Origin of the sequence: Sulfitobacter sp. 1A13679, assembly GCF_043557115.1 — a bacterium.
Classification (GTDB): domain Bacteria; phylum Pseudomonadota; class Alphaproteobacteria; order Rhodobacterales; family Rhodobacteraceae; genus Sulfitobacter; species Sulfitobacter faviae.
This window is the reverse complement of the sequence record NZ_JBIFFO010000004.1, coordinates 35,594-56,396: the sequence shown is the minus strand read 5'-3', so window position 1 is coordinate 56,396 and position 20,803 is coordinate 35,594. Positions and strand designations below refer to the sequence as shown.

General features: G+C 63.5%; 21 protein-coding genes. 5 read left to right on the top strand and 16 right to left on the bottom strand.

Features of this window, described 5'->3' with window-relative positions; translation table 11 throughout:
* Nucleotides 1-135 precede the first annotated feature (135 nt).
* Nucleotides 136-1,713, top strand: coding sequence for a DUF5928 domain-containing protein (locus ACGYLA_RS04600; protein WP_394430680.1), 1,578 nt, complete (start codon nucleotides 136-138; stop codon nucleotides 1,711-1,713).
* Nucleotides 1,714-1,812: 99 nt separating this feature from the next.
* On the top strand, nucleotides 1,813-2,325 hold the full coding sequence (locus tag ACGYLA_RS04595) for a PepSY domain-containing protein (RefSeq protein ID WP_394430678.1): 513 nt from the start codon (nucleotides 1,813-1,815) through the stop codon (nucleotides 2,323-2,325).
* A 111-nt stretch (nucleotides 2,326-2,436) separates the two neighbouring features.
* Here ACGYLA_RS04595 and ACGYLA_RS04590 read toward each other — a convergent pair whose 3' ends face one another.
* The 3 genes from ACGYLA_RS04590 to ACGYLA_RS04580 form a co-directional block, all read right to left on the bottom strand.
* Nucleotides 2,437-4,944 (bottom strand): cation:proton antiporter, encoded by a 2,508-nt coding sequence (locus tag ACGYLA_RS04590; protein WP_394430676.1) that lies wholly within the window; start codon nucleotides 4,942-4,944, stop codon nucleotides 2,437-2,439.
* Between the two features lie 76 nt (nucleotides 4,945-5,020).
* Nucleotides 5,021-5,650: a DUF1523 family protein gene (locus ACGYLA_RS04585; RefSeq protein WP_394430674.1), complete on the bottom strand. Its 630-nt coding sequence runs from the start codon at nucleotides 5,648-5,650 to the stop codon at nucleotides 5,021-5,023.
* Nucleotides 5,651-5,778: 128 nt separating this feature from the next.
* Complete coding sequence (locus ACGYLA_RS04580; protein ID WP_394430672.1) at nucleotides 5,779-6,567, bottom strand: alpha/beta hydrolase; 789 nt, start codon at nucleotides 6,565-6,567, stop codon at nucleotides 5,779-5,781.
* Nucleotides 6,568-6,658: 91 nt separating this feature from the next.
* Here ACGYLA_RS04580 and ACGYLA_RS04575 point away from each other — a divergent pair, with 91 nt between their 5' ends.
* The gene (locus ACGYLA_RS04575; protein ID WP_394430670.1) at nucleotides 6,659-8,134 is read left to right on the top strand and encodes an NAD-dependent succinate-semialdehyde dehydrogenase; all 1,476 of its coding nucleotides are present in this window, start codon (nucleotides 6,659-6,661) and stop codon (nucleotides 8,132-8,134) included.
* A gap of 58 nt (nucleotides 8,135-8,192) precedes the next feature.
* On the opposite strand, the gene ACGYLA_RS04570 is transcribed toward ACGYLA_RS04575, so the two are convergent.
* The 9 genes from ACGYLA_RS04570 to ACGYLA_RS04530 all read right to left on the bottom strand — a co-directional run bounded on the left by ACGYLA_RS04570 (nucleotide 8,193) and on the right by ACGYLA_RS04530 (nucleotide 15,829).
* Nucleotides 8,193-8,450, bottom strand: coding sequence for a DUF6525 family protein (locus ACGYLA_RS04570; protein ID WP_394408456.1), 258 nt, complete (start codon nucleotides 8,448-8,450; stop codon nucleotides 8,193-8,195).
* Between the two features lie 14 nt (nucleotides 8,451-8,464).
* On the bottom strand, nucleotides 8,465-9,139 hold the full coding sequence (locus tag ACGYLA_RS04565) for a metal-binding protein ZinT (protein WP_394430667.1): 675 nt from the start codon (nucleotides 9,137-9,139) through the stop codon (nucleotides 8,465-8,467).
* Nucleotides 9,140-9,320: 181 nt separating this feature from the next.
* Entirely contained in the window at nucleotides 9,321-9,827 is a 507-nt protein-coding gene (locus tag ACGYLA_RS04560) for a hypothetical protein (protein ID WP_394430665.1), read from the bottom strand.
* A 246-nt stretch (nucleotides 9,828-10,073) separates the two neighbouring features.
* Nucleotides 10,074-10,544: an Hsp20 family protein gene (locus tag ACGYLA_RS04555; RefSeq protein ID WP_067268529.1), complete on the bottom strand. Its 471-nt coding sequence runs from the start codon at nucleotides 10,542-10,544 to the stop codon at nucleotides 10,074-10,076.
* 150 nt (nucleotides 10,545-10,694) lie between these two features.
* Nucleotides 10,695-11,498, bottom strand: a complete 804-nt coding sequence (locus ACGYLA_RS04550; protein WP_271689910.1) for a serine protease — start codon at nucleotides 11,496-11,498, stop codon at nucleotides 10,695-10,697.
* Between the two features lie 75 nt (nucleotides 11,499-11,573).
* Complete coding sequence (gene glcF / locus ACGYLA_RS04545; RefSeq protein WP_394430663.1) at nucleotides 11,574-12,890, bottom strand: glycolate oxidase subunit GlcF; 1,317 nt, start codon at nucleotides 12,888-12,890, stop codon at nucleotides 11,574-11,576.
* Nucleotides 12,891-12,903: 13 nt separating this feature from the next.
* Nucleotides 12,904-13,272, bottom strand: a complete 369-nt coding sequence (locus ACGYLA_RS04540) for a hypothetical protein (RefSeq protein ID WP_394430661.1) — start codon at nucleotides 13,270-13,272, stop codon at nucleotides 12,904-12,906.
* Nucleotides 13,269-14,381, bottom strand: a complete 1,113-nt coding sequence (locus tag ACGYLA_RS04535) for an FAD-binding protein (RefSeq protein ID WP_394430658.1) — start codon at nucleotides 14,379-14,381, stop codon at nucleotides 13,269-13,271. Before ACGYLA_RS04535 ends, ACGYLA_RS04540 begins: the two co-directional genes overlap by 4 nt.
* A complete protein-coding gene (locus ACGYLA_RS04530; RefSeq protein ID WP_394430656.1) occupies nucleotides 14,378-15,829 on the bottom strand; it encodes an FAD-linked oxidase C-terminal domain-containing protein in 1,452 nt (483 codons plus the stop codon). Before ACGYLA_RS04530 ends, ACGYLA_RS04535 begins: the two co-directional genes overlap by 4 nt.
* Before the next feature lie 185 nt (nucleotides 15,830-16,014).
* On the opposite strand from ACGYLA_RS04530, the gene ACGYLA_RS04525 reads away from it, so the two are divergent.
* Complete coding sequence (locus ACGYLA_RS04525) at nucleotides 16,015-16,371, top strand: hypothetical protein (RefSeq protein WP_271692826.1); 357 nt, start codon at nucleotides 16,015-16,017, stop codon at nucleotides 16,369-16,371.
* An 11-nt stretch (nucleotides 16,372-16,382) separates the two neighbouring features.
* Here the strand turns inward: ACGYLA_RS04525 and rlmH are convergent, their stop codons facing one another.
* The 3 genes from rlmH to ACGYLA_RS04510 form a co-directional block, all read right to left on the bottom strand.
* Nucleotides 16,383-16,853 carry a 23S rRNA (pseudouridine(1915)-N(3))-methyltransferase RlmH gene (gene rlmH, locus ACGYLA_RS04520; RefSeq protein WP_067268518.1) on the bottom strand — a complete coding sequence of 157 codons (471 nt, stop codon included), beginning with the start codon at nucleotides 16,851-16,853 and terminating at the stop codon, nucleotides 16,383-16,385.
* A 22-nt stretch (nucleotides 16,854-16,875) separates the two neighbouring features.
* Nucleotides 16,876-17,247 (bottom strand): ribosome silencing factor, encoded by a 372-nt coding sequence (rsfS, locus tag ACGYLA_RS04515; RefSeq protein ID WP_067268516.1) that lies wholly within the window; start codon nucleotides 17,245-17,247, stop codon nucleotides 16,876-16,878.
* Nucleotides 17,248-17,433: 186 nt separating this feature from the next.
* A complete protein-coding gene (locus ACGYLA_RS04510; protein WP_394430653.1) occupies nucleotides 17,434-18,789 on the bottom strand; it encodes a mechanosensitive ion channel family protein in 1,356 nt (451 codons plus the stop codon).
* Nucleotides 18,790-19,068: 279 nt separating this feature from the next.
* Here ACGYLA_RS04510 and leuC point away from each other — a divergent pair, with 279 nt between their 5' ends.
* The gene (leuC, locus tag ACGYLA_RS04505; protein WP_067268511.1) at nucleotides 19,069-20,475 is read left to right on the top strand and encodes a 3-isopropylmalate dehydratase large subunit; all 1,407 of its coding nucleotides are present in this window, start codon (nucleotides 19,069-19,071) and stop codon (nucleotides 20,473-20,475) included.
* A 38-nt stretch (nucleotides 20,476-20,513) separates the two neighbouring features.
* Here leuC and ACGYLA_RS04500 read toward each other — a convergent pair whose 3' ends face one another.
* A complete protein-coding gene (locus tag ACGYLA_RS04500; protein ID WP_394430651.1) occupies nucleotides 20,514-20,729 on the bottom strand; it encodes a DUF2945 domain-containing protein in 216 nt (71 codons plus the stop codon).
* Nucleotides 20,730-20,803 lie beyond the last annotated feature (74 nt).

The window sequence follows — 20,803 nt, the reverse complement described above, 5'->3', positions numbered from 1 at the left end:
AGCAACAGTCAGACCTCGGTGCAAAAAAGCAAAGAAATGCTGTTTATTCAATCGGTCTTCAGGATTAACTAGAAAGGTGATCCACGACAAAAGGCCGATGCAAGCGGGCCGCGACAAGGACATTCGGTATCCTGCATGGCGAAAATTGCCTATATCCTGCTGTGCCACAAGGATCCGGAGGCCATCATCCGGCAAGCCGAGCGGCTGACCGCCGTGGGCGATTGCATGGCGATCCATTTCGACGCCTCCGCCAGCGCCGAAGACTACGCCCAGATCACCGCGGCCCTGCGCGACAACCCCAATGTCACCTTCCCGCGCAAACGCATCCGCTGCGGCTGGGGCGAATGGTCACTGGTGCAAGCCACGCTCGACACGCTCACCGCCGCGATGGAAGCCTTCCCGCGGGCCACGCATTTCTACCTGCTCTCTGGCGATTGCATGGCGATCAAATCCGCCGAATACGCGCATCGGTTCCTCGATGAAAATGACGCAGATTTCATCGAAAGCGTGGATTACTTCGAAAGCGATTGGATCAAGACCGGCTGGAAAGAAGAGCGGCTGATCTATCGCCATTGGTTCAACGAACGCACACAGCGCAAACGCTTTTATGCGATGTTCGAGGCGCAAAAGCGTCTCGGCCTGACCCGCAAGATCCCGGGCGACCTTCAGGTGCAGATCGGCAGCCAATGGTGGTGCCTGCGCCGCCGCACCGTCGAGGCGCTGATGGCATTCAGCCACGAGCGCCCCGACGTCATCCGCTTTTTCCGCAGCACGTGGATCCCGGATGAGACCTTCTTTCAAACCCTCGTGCGCCACCTCGTCCCCGAAGGTGAAATCGCCAATCGCAGCCCGACCTTTCTGCTGTTTTCCGACTACGGCATGCCGGTCACCTTCTACAATGACCACTATGACCTGCTGCTCGGCCAGAACCACCTCTTCGCCCGCAAAATCAGCCCCGAGGCACTGGACCTCAAACGCCGCCTCGGCCTGCTCTACGCCGCCCAAGGCGTGCCTTTCCAGATCAGCGACGAAGGCCGCAACCTGTTCGAATTCCTCACCGCGCGGGGCCGCATTGGCCGCCGCTTCGCCCCCCGCTTTTGGGAAAGGGAATCCAGCCTTGGCCGCGAGCGTGAACTGCTGATCATTATCGCCAAGAAATGGCATGTGGCAAAACGGCTCGTGGGACGGATACGCCAGCAAACCGGCCTCCCAGCGGTGGATTTCCTCTTCAACGAAGAAGACACCCCCCTGCCCGACCTCGGCGGCATTCAAACCACGCTGGAAAAACGCACCCGCCACCGCCGCGCCCTGATGCGGATGCTCTACGACTACTACGACAGCACCCGGCTGATCGTCTGCATCGACACGTCGAACCTCGACCTGCTGCGCGATTTCGCCTCGGACCGCGCGCAGGTGCGCATGCTCGAAGTCGAATGCAAACTGACCGACGCCTATCTCAGCGGCCACGCCCGGCGCATCGGCCTGAGCGGCGCGCAAACATCGCAAGAAAACCTGTCCCGCCTGCTTCCCACGATCCGCGGGAACATGCTGCATGAGGTCGACCAAATCCGCGACGCCCAATTCGCAAACTACAGCCGCCTCTCCGAATACGCCAACCCCGAAACCAACGCCGCAGCCCTCGCCTGCTTCCTCAAGGTGACCGAAGACGAAGCCCGCGCGATCGTCCAGCCCGCAGGCCTCTTCGCAGATTAGCGCCGCCCGCCCCTACCGGTTGGAACAGCCCCCCGCGCCAAGCGTTGAACCAAGAACGCCGCCCCGCGGCCCGACGCACCACAACGCAAGAGGTTTTCCATGACACATAAGTTCACCGCCCTCGCCACATCGCTCCTGCTCGCCCCCGCAGCCCTCTTCGCGCAAGAGACCGCCCCTGAGGCCGAGCGCATCAGCATGTCCCAAGCCATCAAATCCGCGCAAAGCAGCATCGATGGCGGCGTGCTGGAAGCCGAAATCGAAACCGAAGGCGACGCGCTGGTCTATGAGATCGACCTGGTCCGCGGCGAATCCGTGTACGAAGTCACCGTCAACGCCGCCACCGGCGATGTGATGAAGCAATCCGAAGAGCAGCTCACAAGCTTCCTCAGCGGCCTCTTCCAAGAAGATGAGTTGCGCGCCGCTGGCACGGCCCGCGATGTGCTGATGACCGCACTGACCGAGCTGGAAGGGCAAGACGGCACATGGATCGAGGAAGTCTCACTCGACGATGAAGATGACCGCATGGTCTATGAAGTCGAACTAACCGACGCCACCGGCGAACGCGAACTACTGATCGACGCCACCACCGGCGAAATCACCCCCGACGACTAACCCCAGCCAAAGGTGCGGCCGCCTCTACCGGCCGCCCCCTATCTTCATCCTTTCTCAAATACCCTGCACAACACCGCCCCCAAACGCCCCACCAGCGTTTGACGCGCCGAGCTACCCCCGCCCGCCCGAGATCAGATCCACCGGATCGATCCCGCGCTTCTCCGCACTGGCACGCACCGCCTCGCGCAGGGCCGCGCTCCGTTCCAGCAGGCGGCGGAACCGGTCCTCGTCCAGAACCAAAAGCGTGGTCGGCGCGATGGCGCGCACATCCACCCGACGGACGCGGTTCGTCAGGATGGCCATCTGGCCGAACATCTCCCCCCGCCCCAAACGCCAAGTCTGACCCGCGCTTTCCAATTCGACAGCACCTGAGGCGATAAAAAACACGCTGCGCGCGGGGCTTTCCTTGCGCAAAACCACGTCGCCGATATCGACATAGCGGGTCTTGAGCGCCCGGCTCAGCCGTTTGAGCGCGCCCTCCTCCAGATCCGCAAACAGCGGAAACTGCTCGATGAAAGCGCCCCGCCGCACGGCGAGGTCAAGGCCCGGCCGCCCCTCTGCCGCGGTGCGCCGGGTCGCCAGTTCCTGCATCAAGGCGGTATAGACCTCGGCCCCAAACAGACCGTCTTCGCGCATCAATGTATATTCACGCTCTTCCAAACGCAGTGCCGTGCGGCGGATGAAACGCCGTTCCAGCTCCTCGGCATAGCCGGGATACTGCAAGCGCAGCCCCTCCAGCGCGGTCTCAATCCCTTCGATGCGGCGCGCCAACAGGTCGTGCAGCAATTCCGCCACCCGCCGCCCGTGGATCCGGCGAATGCGGCCATCGATGAAAGTGCCCAGATCCCGCAGGATCAACCGTTGCGACAGCAGCATTTCAAAGCGATCCGCCGTCATCCGCGCCAGCGGCCCCGACACGCCGTAGCGCCCGTGCAGCACCGCCGCCGCGCGAAATGTGCGCCCATAGGCCACGCTGCGCCGCGCCGCGCGTTGATAGCCGCTGCGCCCTTGGGTTCGCGCCCCTTCGATTAGCCGGTCCGCATCCGAGAGTACCAGATCCGCCATCCGGGCCGAGATCGTCCGCTCGCGCACCCGCGCAAGGATCGTGTCACGCTCATGCCCCGCCAGCGCGATCAGCCCAAGCGCGATGCGGTCGCGGTCGAGGATATCGGTCGCCTCCTCCGCGGTCTTGACCGCTGTCTCAAGCCGCTCGCCAAACCGTTTCGCCTCGGAGCGCACGATGTCGCGGTTCAGATCGTAATTCTCGGTTGTTTGGGCCACGTCCTCGCGCACGGTTTGCAAGGCCACCGCGATGACCTGCCGCGACAGCGCGTGATCGATGGGCGAGAGTTGATCGAGCCCCAACCGTCCGATGATCCAACGCAGCGTCGTACCCTGGGCCAGCAGGGTGAAGAGCGTGAAGCCGGTGGCCAAGATACCCACGATCCGCTGAATGTCATCCGGCACCCGCACGCTTTCCGTCACCGCCAGCGCCAGCGCCAATGTCACCGCACCGCGCAAGCCCCCCCAAAGGATCGCCACCCGGTAGGGCCGCTCGACCATGGGCGAAAGCTTGGCCGCGGTCAGCAGGGGCAGCAGCCCGAAAAGGATCACCGCGCGGGCGAAAATGGCAGCCACCACCACGACGGCGATGAGAAAGAAATCTTCTAGCCGGACCTCTTCCAACAACCGCGGGATCAGCAGTGCGGCGAGGATAAAGATGAGCGCCCCGGCCCAATGGGCCAACACGTCCCAAAGCTCGCGCAGGTTGGTCAGCGCCTGTGGCGGCAGCCGCCCCGGCGCGGTGAGGTTCAGCGTCAGCCCCGCCGCCACCACGGCGATCACCCCCGACGCGCCGACGCTTTGCTCGGCCACGATATAGGCCAGATAGGGCAGCGCGACCGAGATCGACTGCTGCGCCAATTCATGCCGCGCAAACAGCGCCATGACCCAAACCGCGATCCGCGCGCCCAGCCAGCCCACCAGCGCCCCGCCTGCGATCAGCATCGGGAATTGCGCAAGCGCACTGCCCAGTTCCGGGTCGGGAATGCCCAGCATGACATAGCCCATGAACAGGCCGAAAAGCGCGATGGCGGCGGCGTCGTTCAGCAGGCTTTCGCCCTCGATGATCCGCGCCAGCCGCCGCGGGGCCGAGATCGACCGAAAGATCGAGACCACCGCCGAAGGATCCGTGGTTGAGACGATTGCCCCGATCAGCAGACAGGCCGCCAGCGGGATCGCACTGACCCAAAACAGCGCGTAGCCAATGCTGACCGTCGCCACCACCACGGCCACGACCGCCAGCACCAGAATGGGCATCCAATCGTCGACCATACGGCGCAGGTTCATCCCCAGCGTCGCCTGAAACAACAGCGTCGGCAGGAAGACGTATAGAAAGACGTTCGACCGGATCGGCAGCCCCAGAATGGCCGCCGCCACCGGGTTCAACGCATCCGTCAGATCAGTGCGCAGGAAAAAGATCGCCGAAGCCCCGATGAGGATGCCAACGACCGCCAAGATCACGCTGAACGGCAGTCGCAATCGCGCGGCCAAGGGCTCGGCCAAGCCGATGACGACAAAGAGCGACGCGATGACCGTGGTGACGAGGATGATGTCCATATAGGATGGAATACCAGAATTTATCTGAATGCGGGGCGCTTCTTGCCCCGCTCAGCGCTGACAGTTCGTGGTGAGGTTACTTGCGGGCGCGCCGCTCAGCGCGCCAACGGGCAAAACGGCCCCGCCGCGCGGCGATGTCATCCTCGATCGCCTCGATCTTGGGGTCCAGCCGCGCCCGGCGGAACCGCCGCCAGCGCACCCAGATCGCATAGAACAGCGCGGCGGCAAGGGTCAGCACGATGATGGTCACGAAAGGGATGCCCTTGCCCGCCTCCGGCCCCTCGACCGGGCGGAGCGAGATGGCATTGGGGTAGATCGACAAAAGCTCACTGCGCCAGCCGTAGTGTTTCAGCGCATAGTACTGCGGCGCGCCAGTGGTGCTGCGCGCATCCGCCGCCTCGGCCTGAAGGTTGGCGGTGTCGAACTTGAAATAGGGCGGCCAGCCCCAGCCGGTGTCTTCGTTGCGGTAGACCATGACATCGCCCTTGGCCCGGCGGGTCTGGATGAAAAAGACATCGCGGTTGACCGCCTGCCCCGCGCTATCGGTCGATGAGCCGGACCAGAAGATCGAATTGTTGCCGAAGTCGATACGCTTTTCATAGGTGTCCGTGACACGGACGATATCGGTCTGCGGCAGCGTATAGTGGAAGAACGCCCCCACCAGCACCCAGACGGTCACCCAGAACACCCATTTAACGATTCTCATCTTCGGCCCTTTCCATTAGGTCGCGCGGCCGGACAGGGGCCTTTGCCCTTCTGACATAGTGTTTCCGCGGCACTGCGGCAAATGCCTTACGCGCAATAAGGCGAGGCATTTGTCGCAAAATGCGGACCTTAGCTGCCCAGCAGCGCTTTGGTCAGGTCGCTGTCCGGCTCTGACAGCGGATCGATCACGTCGAAATGGTGCTTGCCCTCGGCCACCACATGTTTCGCGCCCCAACTGCGGGCGAAATTCTCGGCCTGTTCGAGGAAGACGGGCCGCTCCGCCGCGCCGACCCAAACGGTCACATCCACACCATGGGGCGGGGTCATCTTGATCGGGCTTTCGGCGGCGGCTTCGGCCTCATCCAGCCGCAAAGTGTCGTTCATTTCGGTTTGCAACAAGGGCGCCAGATCAGCCACGGGGGAGATCGGCACGATCCGCGTGATCCGGTCGCGCACCTCGGCCCCCAGCAGCAGCGGGTCGGTCATGCGGGCCACCAAATGGCCCCCCGCCGAATGGCCCGACAACACGATGGTGCCCTGCGTGCGGTTCGCCACTTCGGTCAGCGCCGCGGCGATCTGGGTGGAAATCTCGGAAATACGCACCTCGGGGCAGAGGTCATAGGACGGCACCGCCACGGCATAGCCCCGCGCCAAAGGACCAGCGGCCAGATGCGACCAATAGCTCTTGTCGAAAGCCTTCCAATAACCGCCATGCACGAAGACCGCCGTGCCGCGCGAGACACCCTCGGGCTGGAAGAAGTCGAACTTTTGACGGTCTGACGGGCCATAGCGCACGTTAAGCTGCGCCCGCGCCCCCAGTGACGCGCGGAATGCCTCTGCCTCCTTTTCCCAGCGGGGCGGAAAGTCGTCGGCCCCGTCGATATAGGCAGCGTTTGCATAGGCGTCATCTAGCATCATTTGGGTCTCCCACCCCGGATTTGATCAAACTTAACTGGACAATCATACTCGTTGTTGCTTTGGAGGCTATAGAGAATAGCGGAGAGATGACATGACTGATGCTAAGACGGATCTGAAATCACTGCTGAAAGACCCCAGCCTGCTTGAAACCCGCGCCTATATCGGCGGCCAATGGGTTGAAGGCGACGACGGTACATTTGACGTGACCAATCCCGCGCGGGGCGATGTCATCGCACAGGTCGCCGACCTCAGCCGCGCGCAGGTCGCGGGCGCGATTGCCCAAGCCGAGAAGGCGCAGAAGGACTGGGCCAGCTGGACCGGCAAGGAACGCGCCGCCGTGCTGCGCAAATGGTTCGACCTGATGATGGAGAACCAAGACGATCTGGGCACCATCCTCACCGCCGAGCAGGGCAAGCCGCTGGCCGAAGCCAAGGGCGAGATCGCCTATGGCGCGTCCTTCATCGAATTCTTCGGCGAAGAGGCCAAGCGCGTCTATGGCGAGATGATCCCCGGGCACCAGCGCGACAAGCGCATCATGGTGATGAAACAGCCCATCGGCGTCGCGGCCTCGATCACGCCGTGGAACTTCCCCAATGCGATGATCACCCGCAAGGCGGCCCCGGCGCTGGCGGCGGGCTGTTCCTTTGTGGCGCGTCCCGCGGCGGAGACGCCGCTCTCGGCCATCGTCATGGGTGTGCTCGCGGAACGCGCAGGAATCCCGGCGGGCGTGTTCAACGTGGTGCCGTCCTCCTCCTCCTCCGCCGTGGGCAAGGAGTTCTGCGAGAACCCCGCCGTGCGCAAGCTGACCTTCACCGGCTCCACGGAGGTCGGGCGCATCCTGTTGAAACAGGCCGCGGATCAGGTGATGAAATGCTCGATGGAACTGGGCGGCAACGCGCCCTTCATCGTCTTCGACGACGCCGATCTCGACGCGGCGGTCGAGGGCGCGATCATGTGCAAGTTCCGCAACAACGGCCAGACCTGCGTCTGCGCGAACCGGATCTATGTGCAGGCGGGCGTCTATGACGCCTTCGCGGCCAAGCTGAAGGACCGCGTGAGCCAGATGAAGGTGGGCGACGGGCTGGAAGAAGGCACCGATCTGGGCCCGCTCATCAACCCCGAAGCCTCGGACAAGGTGCAAGAGCATATCAAGGATGCGGTCGAGAACGGCGCGGAAATCATTCTGGGCAACGCCAAGGACGACATGGGCGGCAACTTCTTCGGGCCCACCATCGTCACCGGCGTGACGCAGGACATGAAGGTCGCCAAGGAAGAGACATTCGGCCCCCTCGCGCCGCTCTTCAAGTTCGAGGACGTCGATGACGTGATCGCCATGGCCAACGACACGATCTTCGGCCTTGCGTCCTATTTCTACGCCAAGGACCTCAGCCGCGTCTACAAGGTCGCCGAGGCGCTGGAATATGGCATCGTTGGCGTGAACACCGGCATCATCTCGACCGAGCTTGCGCCCTTTGGCGGGGTCAAGCAATCCGGCCTCGGGCGCGAAGGATCGCACCACGGGATCGAAGACTATCTTGAAATGAAATACGTCTGCCTGTCGGTCTAAGCACCGGCGGAAGTTAAAGAAACGGGGCGTGCCATGGCGCGCCCCGTTTTGCATCGGGCTATTGCGTCAGCCGGTCCTGTGCCAGCATCCGGCGCTCCGCCTGCGAAAGATGCGAGACCGCCTGCGCGACATCACCTTCGCAACGCTGCAACGCCCGACACCACAGCCGATGCGCCGAACGGGGCGACCACGGCAGCGCCGCCTGCGCAAGCCATGCCCGCAGGGGCGGCGGCAGTTGGTCAAAGGCCGCCATCGGGTTCCCCTGACGCCGCCGCTGTTTCAGCCCGCTGCGCAGGTTTCGCTTTTTGCCAGTCATGCCGCGGGCCGCCCTTAATGCGCCTGCATATCCGCCGCGATCTCAGACGCGCTCAGCTCGGCGAGGAAATAGGTCGGCCAGTTGGTCAACTCTTCCAAAACCTCGGCGCGGTCGTCGCCCCAGTAGAGGTGATAGTGATCGGCCTTTTGCGGCGCGATGATATGGTCGCTGAATTGGATATACTCCGGCGCTTCGGCATCGCCGCCCTCTTTGGCAAAGACATAGCGCACGCCGCGGTTGCCCTTCTTGTAGGTCAGCACCTCATAACCATCGCTGGCATAGCGCCCTTGCACCGGATCACCTTCCCGGAAGAAGGTCACGGCATTACCGTCGATGGTGATGCGGTCCACATCGGTGGCATAGCCGACCTCGTAATAGGCCTTGTACTCCGCCGCCGTCTTGTCGCCGTGCTCGGCCTTGTGGTGCATCACCGCGTCCAGCGCGCCCTGCTGCAACAGCGGGTAGACCGATTGCCAGTCGCCCGCCCAATCCGACAAGGGCCGATCCTTGATCTGCGCGTCGTCAAAGTAGCCTTTGTAGATGTCGTTCTGGTCGTGGGCATGGTCATGCGCATGGGAATGATCGTGGTCATGCGATGCCTCTTTCGTCTCAGCCAAGACCGGGGCCGAAAGGGCAAGGCCCGCGCTGAGCGTCAGGAAGAATAGCGGGGATGCGGATGTTTGGGGCATGTCGTTCTCCGTGGTTTGGCCTGCGTCATGATTCGATATGTTATATCATAACCAACGCGGAGTAGTCCTGTCCCGGAGAGTTTGCAACCCGATGGCCCCAGCCCGAACATGAAAAAGCCGACAGCACTTTCATGCTGCCGGCCTTCGGGCGGGGGAGAGATACGCCCTAGGGTGACCCGTCTTAGTTGGTCCGGGTCTGCGCCGCGCCGTCCGCATTCACTTGCTGGGACAGGGCCGCGGCGAATTCTTCGCCTGTCATGCCGATGAACAGCTGGCCATCGGCGTCGACATCTTGGTCGATCTGCACGACCGCACGGTCGCTATCGGCGGCGAATTCTTCGGCCAGATCGATGGAATAGCGCATGGAACCGTCCGCTTGCGGCTCTGCGTTCGAGATGGTGCCGATGACCGTATCATCTGAGGCGACGGCCACGGTGCTGCCATCCAGCGCGATATCGGCATCCGTATCAATGTCCGAGGTCGCGGTTTGGTCGATGGACTGTTCGGTGGTCAGGGTGCCATTCGCCTCGGCCCCGGATGTTGTGTCCAGTTCCGTGCCCGCCAGATCGGCGGTCGCATCGGTGCCGACACCCGCGTCCAGCGTCTGTGCGGCGACTGGGGCCGCCATAAGAGCGGCGACAGCCGTGGTCAGGGAAAGCTTGCGTAGGGAATTTGCATAGGTCGTCATGGTTCTTCCTTTCATTGCGCGTGCGGTACTCTGCACGCTGTTGTCCGGGCACGCCTGCCCGGTCCCCCACTCAACCCGACAGCTTTTGCTTGGTTTCACCCCGCCCCCCGCGCAGCAGAAAGCCGCCGTTTTCGCCCCTAGGCTTCGGCAGATATTCACCCACGAAAGGATTGAGCTTGGGAGGCGACCGCCCACAAAAAAGGCCCGCCAAAAGCGGGCCTTCGCAAAGCGCTGGAACGGCCGCGCTTAGTTCACGGATTTGGCGTCAACCACGTCCTTGTCGATCGCCTTCACCTCGGAAGAGATGGTGATCTGGCGCGGTTTCAGGGCCTCGGGCACCTGACGCTCAAGCTCGATATGCAGCATGCCATTGGCATGGGCCGCGCCGATGACCTGAACGTGGTCCGCCAGATGGAAGCGACGCTCAAAGGCGCGGGTGGCGATGCCGCGGTGCAGATAGGTCTTGGCCTCATCCTCATCCGCCTTGCGGGCCGAAACGATCAGCGCCTTCTCACGCACTTCGACGCTCAGGTCGCTGTCCGAGAAACCGGCGACGGCGATCGAGATGCGATAGGCATCATTGTCGAGCTTTTCGATGTTGTAGGGGGGATAGCTGGGGGTGGCCCCATCATTTGTCAGAACCCGGTCCATCATGTTGGCGATCTGGTCGAAACCAACGCTGGAGCGGTAAAGGGGTGCGAAATCAAAGCTACGCATGTGTTCATCCTCATCAGTGAGCGATTGACATATCGGGCCTTCCACCATTGGACAGACCCGGTTTTTTCAAGCGCCGAAGCCCTATTGAGGCACCTCGGCAAAGCTGATGTGGGAAAGGGTTTGCGCGCTTTCAAGTCCTGCCGCGCAGAATTACGGGCGGATGAATTTCGCCCCGGTGCCGCGCTCTTCGCCGACGCGGATGCGCTTGCCTGCGGGGTTGGAATCCAGAAACACGCCCTTGCCCGCCACCAGTTCCGCTTGCAGCAGCGCCAAAGGCGCGCCAAGCGCGGTGCCGAGCGAGACCTGCGCGCCCTCAACCTCGGCCTTGGCCGAAACGACGGAGACGATATGCGCCTCGCCTGCGACGAAACTAAAGATCGGCGCGCCGCTAGAGCCGAAATCGACCGCGCAGGAGGTCACCAAGACCCCCTCTTGCTGGGCCAGCACCTTGCAGACCTCTTGCAATGATGGTGCCTCGGCCCGGTCGCGGGCATAGCTGACCACGCCCACACGGTCGCCGGGGCGCGGACGCGCGGCGGTGCCGAAGGGCCGGATGGTGGTGTTGCGGATCGGGCGGGAGAGTTCCAGAAGCGCCAGATCATTGCGCACCCGTCCCGAAGAGACCTCACCGTCGTAGACGTAATCTGGATGCACCACGGCGCGGCGAATGTCGCGGTAGGCCCCGGCGCGGCCATTGCGCCAACCGGCGAGGAACTGCACCTCACCATGGTCGATCCGGGCCTTGGTTTCGCGGTCAAACAGGCAATGCGCGGCGGTCAGCACCAGACGCGGGGCGATCAGCGTGCCGGTGCAAAAGCCGGTCCCGCCGATGTCGAGACGGCCCACCGCCTCCCACGCGGCGGCATCCACACCGTTGTCGAGCGCTTTGAGCGCGCTGTCTTGGGCCAGCGCTGCCGTGGCAAGGGTAAAGACGCCGAAGATAGCCGCCAACAATTGTCGCAAAATGCACCTCAAAACCTTGTTTCCTTGGCGGATATAGGGGAGTTGCGGCGAAAATACGGCGCAGGCTTAACGCAAACGCGGCACCTGCGCAGGCGCGCTGAGCGCGGGTGGTTTTGGCCCACCGCAGGCCCAATCGAGCAGTTCGACGCTATGCACCACCGGCACCCCGGAGCCCGATCCGATCTGCATCATGCAGCCGATATTGCCCGCCGCGATCACATCCGGGGATTTGGCCTCCAAGGTCTTGATCTTGCGCTCTTTCAGCTTGGCCGAAATCTCGGGCTGCATCAGGTTATAGGTGCCCGCCGAGCCACAGCAGAGGTGACTGTCCGCCGGTTCCACCACCGTGTATCCCGCCTGTTTCAGCAGAGTCTTCGGCGTGGCCTTGATCTGTTGCCCATGCTGCAGCGAGCAGGCCGCGTGATAGGCGACGACCATGCCCGGCTCTGCCGGTTCGGCAAAGGGCAAGTCGAGCTCTGCCAGCAGTTCCGTCACATCCTTTGCAAGGGCCGAGACCCGCGCCGCATCCTCTGCCAGCGGGTCATTGCGGAACATATGGCCGTAATCCTTGACCGTGGTACCGCAGCCCGAGGTGTTGATCACAATGGCATCCAGCCCCTCGCCGTCCATCTCGGCCCGCCATGCGCAGATGTTGCGGGCGGCGTGGGCGTGGCTCTCATCGGTCTTGCCCATGTGATGGGTCAGCGCGCCGCAACAGCCCGCCCCTTGGGCCACCACCACCTCACAGCCCGCGCGGGTCAGCAGCCGGATCGTGGCGTCGTTGATATCGGTGTTCAGCGCCTTTTGGGCGCAGCCGGTCATCAGGGCCACCCGGCGCAGCGGCTTGCCCTTAGCCGGAAAGCTCTGCGGATCGTCGTTGCGGCTGACCGGAGGGACCGTCTTGGGCGCAATCTCCAGCATGGCCCGCAGCCGCGCGTCGGGCATCAGCCGGGCAAAGGGCCGGCCGATTTTGGCCCCGAGCAGCGCCAGCCGAAAGCGTGTGGGATAGGGCAGAATCCGCGCCAGCATCCAGCGAAGGGCGCGTTCGCCCATGGGACGTTTGTAGCGTTCCTCGATATAAGCACGGGCGTGATCGACCAGATGCATGTAATGCACCCCCGAGGGGCAGGTCGTCATACAGGCGAGGCAAGACAGGCAGCGGTCGATATGCTGAACCGTCTTTGGATCCGGGTCGCGGTCGTTCTCCAGCATGTCCTTGATCAGGTAGATGCGACCGCGCGGGCTGTCCAACTCATCGCCCAAGACCTGATAGGTCGGGCAGGTCGCCGTGCAGAAGCCGCAGTGCACACAGGCGCGCAGAATCTCATTGCTGCGCTGCGTGTCAGGCTCCTGCAACTGCGCGGGGGTAAAGGTGGTTTGCATGGCGGCTCCGTTCCTATGTGCTGCGCATCAGATTGGCGAGGACGAGGCCGAACCACGGCACCGTCGTGCCAACGGCCCCCAGCACCCCGCTCCACCGGCGCATCGCCGGGCGCGGATCGGCCCGGCGCAGCGCTTGGACCACCAGCGCAATCACCCCGATCCAAGCGGCCCAGAGCGCCAAGGCGATGACCCCCAACATCCAAGCGCTGTCACCCCAATAGCGCAGCAGACCATAGCGCAGGGCGAGCGCGATGAGAAAGGTCACCAGCACCATCGCCGCCAACGCGCGGATGGCCCGAAGCGAAGGCGGCACGGCGATCAGCGCCTTGAACAGAAAGGGGCCGATCAGAAAGACGATGAGGAAGACGAGCACCAAAGTCATGAGCTGCGGGCCAAGGCTTCGGCGTTGAACAGGCCACGGGGATCGAACTTGGCCCTGAGCCCCGCCGTCAACCGCGCCACCCCCGGCGCTTCGGGTTCCTGTCGTGGCAGCGTCCCCGACGCCTCGGCCCGCAACAAGGTCGCGTGGCCGTCATACCGCCCCAAGCGGGCGCGCAGGTCCGTGTCGGGGGCCATACGCAGCCATAGCAGCCCCCCGGCCCAATCATAGAGCCGCGCCTCCGCTCCGGCTTTTGCCGCAAGCGCCGGGGCCTCGGTCGGGCGGCAGTGCAGGCGCCAGACATCGCCCGCCGCCCCATGGAAGGGCGCCACATCTCGCAGGTCACGCCAGAGGGTCTCCGAGGGGTCTTCTGCAAGCACCTCGATCTCGCCCCCCGTGGCGGCGAGCAAATCCTTCAGCCGCCCGATCCGGTAGGCGACCGAGGTCTCGAACCCCTCCAACCGCAAGACCGTCAGCCCCTGCGCCGGGTCATGGGCCGCGCCGGTCACCTCGAAGGGGCTGCGCATGGCCAGCGCCATTGCGGCGATGGCGGCGGGATCATCCAGCCCGGACAGCACGAGCGTCGCGCTGGTTTCAGGTTTAGGGAGCACCTTCAGCGAGACTTCGGTCAGCGCGCCCAAGGTGCCCTGCGACCCGGCCATCAGCTTGACCAGATCATAGCCGGTGACGTTCTTCATCACCCGGCCCCCATTCTTGATGATGACCCCCTGCCCATCGACGAACCGCACCCCCAAGAGAAAATCCCGCGCCGCCCCAACAGCAAGCCGCCGCGGGCCGCTGACATTGGCGGCAAAGACCCCGCCGATGGTCGGCGTGCCGCTGCGGCCCATGAGCGCGCGGTGATCCATCGGCTCAAAGGCCAACCGCTGCCCCTCGGCGGCCAAATCGGCCTCGATCTCGGAGACCGGCGTGCCCGCCTGCGCGACCAGCGTCAGCGCGCCCGGCTCGTAAAGTGTGATCCCCCGCAGACCGGCAAGCGACAGCGCCGCGCCCGGCCCCGCCATGCCGCGCGTATCGCCACCCCGCAGGGACAGGGGCGCCTCTGCGCCACGGATCGCCTCGGCCAGCTCCGCCTCGGAAGTCACCGTCACGCCGCCACCGACGCGCCGCTGCCGCGCCGCCCTTCCGTCACATCGAGGGGGAAAACCTTGGCCGGGTTCAACAGCCATGCCGGGTCAAAGACATCCTTCACCATCAATTGCGCCTCAAGATCCGCGGGGGCGTATTGCTCATGCATCAGATCGCGCTTTTCGATCCCAACCCCATGCTCCCCGGTCAGGCAACCGCCCGCTTCGACGCAGAGCCGCAGGATGTCGGCGCCAAAGGCCTCGCATTTCTCCAGATCGCCGGGTTTGTTGGCATCAAACAGGATCAGCGGGTGCATATTGCCGTCGCCCGCGTGAAAGACATTGCCGACCTTAAGGCCATAGTCATCGGACATCTCACCGATGCGGCGCAGCACCATGGGCAATTCGTTCACCGGGATGGTGCCATCAAGGCACATGTAGTCGTTGATCTGCCCCATGGCGCCAAAGGCGGACTTGCGGCCCAGCCAGATCGCGGCGCTTTCCTCGGCGCTGTTGCTTTCGCGCAGTTCCACCGGGTTGTGACGGCGGGCAATCTCGGTGATCAGGGCAAGCTGGTGGTCGATCTCGGCGTCGGAGCCTTCGACCTCGACAATCAGCAGCGCCTCGCACATCGGGTAGCCCGCATGGGCAAAAGCCTCCGTCGCCTCGATGCAGGGGCGGTCCATGAATTCGATCGCCACGGGCAAGACGCCGGCCTTGATGATATCGCTGACACAGGCCCCGGCGACGGCGTTGTCGTCGAAGCCCATGAGCACGGGCCGCGCGCCTTCGGGTTTGGGCAGGATGCGCAGGGTGGCTTCGGTCACCACGCCCAACTGCCCCTCGGAGCCGCAGATCACGCCCAAAAGGTCCAGCCTGCCCGCGTCCATATAACCGCCGCCGATCTCGACCACTTCGCCGCCCATCATGACCATGGTGACGCCCAAGAGGTTGTTGGTGGTGACCCCGTATTTCAGACAATGCGCCCCGCCCGAGTTCATCGCGATATTGCCCGCGATGGCACAGGCCAACTGGCTGGAAGGGTCAGGCGCGTAGAAAAAGCCGTCTTCCTCCACCGCGCCGGTGACGCTGAGGTTGGTGCGCCCGGTCTGCACGCGCATCAGACGGTTGTCGTAATCGACCTCAAGCACCTCGGCCATGCGCGCCACCCCCAGCACCACGCTATCAGCGGTGGGCAAGGCTCCTCCGGCAAGCGAGGTGCCCGAGCCGCGCGGCACCACCGGCACGCCCTCCTCATGGCAGATTGCCAGAATTGACGAGACTTCTTCGGTACTGGCAGGCAGGGTCACGGCCAGAGGAGGGCATTTATAGGCCGTCAGCGCGTCACATTCATAGGCGCGGGTCTCATGCGCATCGTCGATCACGGCATCGCGGGGCAGCGCCGCACGCAGCCGCGCCACGACACGCGCCTTGCGCGCAATGATCCCGGCATCGGGTGTTGGCATCTGCATTGCGGTCCCTCCTCTGGCCCGCAGCATAGAGCCTATGGCGCGGGTTTGGCCAGTTTGCCGCGCGCCTGGTGCAATTGCACCACTAAATTGCGGCTTCAGGGTGAATTGCACCGGGCCCAACTTCCGCCTACCTTGGAACCTTTCCGAAATGCGCTATATTCAGTTCGTTGTTTTATTGGTGTCTCATGTTCAAACGTAGCCTCATTCTCGCCTTCTTGGCCTTTGCCGCGCCGGGTTTCGCCGATCCGCCCGCCATTCTGAATGTCACGGTCGATCGACAGGGCGATTTGTGGAAGTTTGACGTCACCATCCGGCACAACGACAGTGGCTGGGACCACTATGCCGACGCTTGGCGCATTCTGGACCCCGATGGGAAACCCTTGGGCACCCGCAATCTGGCACATCCGCATGTGAAAGAGCAGCCCTTCACCCGCTCGCTTTCTGGCGTGCGCATCCCCGAAGGGATGACGGAGGTCAGCATTCAAGCGCGCGACAGTGTCAGCGGCTGGTCTTCGGAATTGGTGACGATCCCGCTGCCCTGACCTGCGCCCTTTCAGACCCGGTGATAAGGCCCGCCCGAGAGGATCGCGGCGGCGCGGTAAAGCTGTTCGGCCAGCATGACCCGCACCAGCATATGCGGCCAGACCATCTTGCCAAAAGAGAGGGCATGATCCGCCTCTGCCCGCAGGCTGGGGTCGATGCCATCGGCCCCGCCGATGACAAAAGCCAAATCCCCCCGCCCGGCGTCACGCCAATTGCCAAGCCGTTCGGCGAATGCGGGGGAGGTTTCGACCTTGCCACGTTCATCCAAGACGCAGATCACCGCCCCTTGGGGGATCGCCCGCCGTAGCAGCACGGCTTCGGCGGCCATGCCGCCGTTCTTCTTGTCTTCCATCTCGACCACGCGCGCGGGACCAAGGCCCAGACCGCGCCCGGTCCGGTCGAACCGGGTCAGATAATCATCGACAAGGGATTTTTCCGGACCGGCGCGAAGCCGGCCCATGGCACAGATGTGAACTCGCATGACCTAGGCCCGCAAAGCGGGATCAGTGCGGTGCCGCTGTGGCCGCGTCGTCGCCGCCCAGCCACATCTTTTCAAGCTGGTAGAATTCACGCACTTCGGGCCGGAAGACATGCACGACAACGTCGCCTGTGTCGATCAAGACCCAGTCGCCGGTTTCGCGGCCTTCCATCTTGGACGTACGTCCAGTGGCGTCTTTGACGGCCTGCGCCAGCTTTTCCGAGATCGCCGAAACCTGCCGCGTGGAGCGGCCCGAGCAGATCACCATATAGTCGCCGATGGCCGTCTTGCCGCGCAGATCGATCTGCACGATATCTTCGGCCTTGTCGTCATTCAGCGAGGAAAGGATAAGCGCCAGCAGGTCGTCGCTGGTTGCGATTTGCGAGGCGGCAGTCATTGCAGCCCCATGGTCAGCAGCCTGCGCTGCGTCAACGTTAAGAGACAGGACATTGTCCTCCTTCGTAAATAGCACCATCAATGCTGAACGCTTGCCCCGGTGCCGAGCAGCCCCAATTTAGCGACCCGGGGTTTATTTTTCAATGGATCGCGTAGCCATAGCGTTAACCACGGCGCAAATCCCCGCTTACTCGGGCATATCCCGCGATGCCGCGGCGCGCGACAGGGCCAGTTGACTGTCTTCGATGACTTTTACCTCACGCTGCGGGAAGGGGATGGAGATGCCGTGTTCCTTGAAAGCATCCCAAAGCGCCAGATAGACATTGCCGCGAATGTTGGTCAGCCCGCCGGTCGGATCCTTGATCCAGAAGCGCAGGATGTAATCCACCGACGAATCGCCAAAGCCCACGATATGGCAAACCGGGGCCTTGTAGCTCAGCACCCGGTCGACGCCCTTGGCCGCCTCCACCGCCAGTTTGCGCACCATATGCGGATCGTCGGAATAGGCCGTGCCGAAATAGATATCGAGCCGCACAAAGTCATTGGAGTGGGACCAGTTCACCACCTGCCCGGTGATCAGATCTTCGTTCGGGATCAGGTATTCCTTGCCATCCCGCGTCACCACAGACGCATAGCGCGCGCCGAGCGTTTGGATCCAGCCAAAGGTCTCTCCCAGACTGATCACATCGCCGGGCTTGATCGACTTGTCGAGCAGGATGATCACGCCAGAGACGAGGTTTGACACCACCTTTTGCAGACCGAAACCAAGGCCCACACCGATTGCGCCCGAGAGTACCGCAAGCCCGGTCAAGTCAATCCCCACCGCCCGCACTCCGATAAAGAACGCGAGCCCGTAGAGCAGGATTTGCACCCCCTTCACGGCCAGCACCTGCATGGAGGGGCTGATGTCTTCGTTCTTGCGGATCGTCGCGGCGGTGGTCGTGCTGACCAGCCGCGCCATGGTCAAAAGCGCGCCGACAACCACCAGCGCGGTCAGAATGGTCAGCACCGAAAGGCGGAATTCGCCCACAGTCAGCGCGACGCCGTCCAGAAACAAGGCCACATCATCGGCGACGTTCAGCATGTAGAGCGTGGCATAGATCCACAGCCCCCATGTCACCATGCGGCGCAAGGGACGGTTGCGCACCAAACGCGCGGCGAAAGCGATGCCCACATAGATCGCCGCCAACGTCGCCGCCAAACCGATGAGATAGGACCGTGACGGCCAAGTCACGTTCTGCATCACCTGATACAAAAGCCCCGCCAGCAGCGCGAACCAGATCAACCCCAAGCGTCGTTTGACCTGCACCACCACCCGCAACTGCCACTTGGACCACCCCTCGCGCGAGCGGACCCAGTTTTGCAGCATCACGCCGCTGACCCGGTGCAGCACCCACGCCAACGCCACCAGCACCAGCAGGATCAGGATTTGGTTTTGCCGCCAGCCGGGGCTCAGAATGCTTTCCCCAAAGCCGAGCACCCCGTCGAACAGAGCCTGAAGCGACAGCAGGAAGTTCGAAAACGGGTGGCTTTCAGGGATCATGGTCGGCCTTTGCAGCTAGGGAGGATCACGGTCGCACAGGCTTTGCGCCGGGGCAAGATGACCCGCAGCCCACCCCCTGCCTCCAAGACGATCACGACACCTTGCGAGACTCGCTCAGGCGCTATATCCCTTGCCCCATGATACTGGTGTTTGATCTTTGCGACCGTGCGCGTCTGCGCGAACGCTTTTTCGGCGCGACGCATAGCGTTCTGGCGCGACTATAAGCCACCCCCTCTCAGCCACACCCATAGCCATTCCAAACCACGGGAGAGGACCATCATGTCCCCCAAGACGCTTTACGATAAAATCTGGGACGCCCATGTCGTCCACGAAGCCGATGACGGCACCTGCCTGCTCTATATCGATCGCCATCTGGTGCACGAAGTGACCAGCCCGCAGGCCTTTGAAGGGCTGCGCATGTCGGGCCGCACCGTGCGCGCCCCGGACAAGACCATCGCCGTGCCGGACCACAACGTGCCGACCACCGAGGGCCGCGAAGACCCCGAAGCCATGACCGAGGACAGCCGCATTCAGGTCTCCGCCCTCGACAAGAACGCGCGTGAATTCGGCGTGCATTACTACCCCGTCTCGGACGTGCGCCAAGGCATCGTGCATATCGTCGGCCCCGAGCAAGGCTGGACCCTGCCCGGCATGACCGTGGTCTGCGGCGACAGCCACACCGCGACCCATGGCGCCTTCGGCGCGCTGGCCCACGGCATCGGCACCTCGGAGGTCGAACATGTTCTGGCCACCCAGACGCTGATCCAGCGCAAGGGCAAGAACATGAAGGTCGAGATCACCGGCAAGCTGCGCCCCGGCGTCACGGCCAAGGACATCACCCTGTCGGTCATTGGCGCCACCGGCACCGCGGGCGGCACCGGCTATGTCATCGAATACTGCGGCGAGGCGATCCGCGACCTGTCGATGGAAGGCCGCATGACCGTCTGCAACATGGCGATCGAAGGCGGCGCACGCGCTGGCCTCATCGCGCCGGACGAAAAGACATTCGAATACTGCAAGGGCCGCCCCCACGCTCCGAAAGGCGCACAGTGGGAAGCGGCGATGGACTGGTGGAAAACCCTCTTCTCTGACGAGGACGCCCATTGGGACAAGGTCGTGACGCTCAAGGGCGAAGACATCGCACCGGTCGTCACATGGGGCACCTCGCCCGAAGACGTGCTGCCGATCGACGCGACGGTCCCCTCGCCCGAAGACTTCAAGGGCGGCAAAGTCGACGCGGTGAAACGTGCGCTGGAGTATATGGACCTGAAACCGGGTCAAAAGCTCACCGATATCGAGATCGACACCGTCTTCATCGGCTCCTGCACCAACGGCCGCATCGAAGACCTGCGCGCCGCTGCCGAAGTGCTGAAGGGCAAGAAGATCAAGGACGGTCTGCGTGCCATGGTCGTGCCCGGCTCCGGCCTCGTCCGGGCGCAGGCCGAGGAGGAAGGGCTGGCGGACATCTTCCGCGAGGCCGGTTTCGAATGGCGTCTGGCGGGCTGCTCCATGTGTCTGGCGATGAACCCCGACCAGCTTGCCCCCGGCGAACGCTGCGCGGCCACGTCGAACCGCAACTTCGAGGGGCGTCAGGGCTATAAGGGCCGCACGCATCTCGTGTCCCCTGGCATGGCCGCCGCCGCCGCACTCACCGGTCACCTGACCGACCTGCGCGAACTGGCGTGAGCGACCGGGGTATGGATACCGGGCGCGTTGCGCAGAGCTTAGTCGGCCTTGCGCAGCTCGCTGCCGGACTTCAGCACTTCGCCGCCGTCGTCCTGTTCGATCTTATAGGCCGGTTCGTCATCGCTCGCCTTGCGGGTCACCTCGCTGCCCTGCAGCTTCAGCGTGATCTTCTGCGTGTATTTCTTGACGATCTTGCCGGTCCCGGTGCCATTGCCCCAGTCCCATTCCACTTTCGTGCCAGCTTGGTACGACATGCCATGCCCTCCTGATACACCATTTGCCTAGAACGCGCCGTCAGGCGGCGCGGTTCCCGCACTCTCCGAAGGAT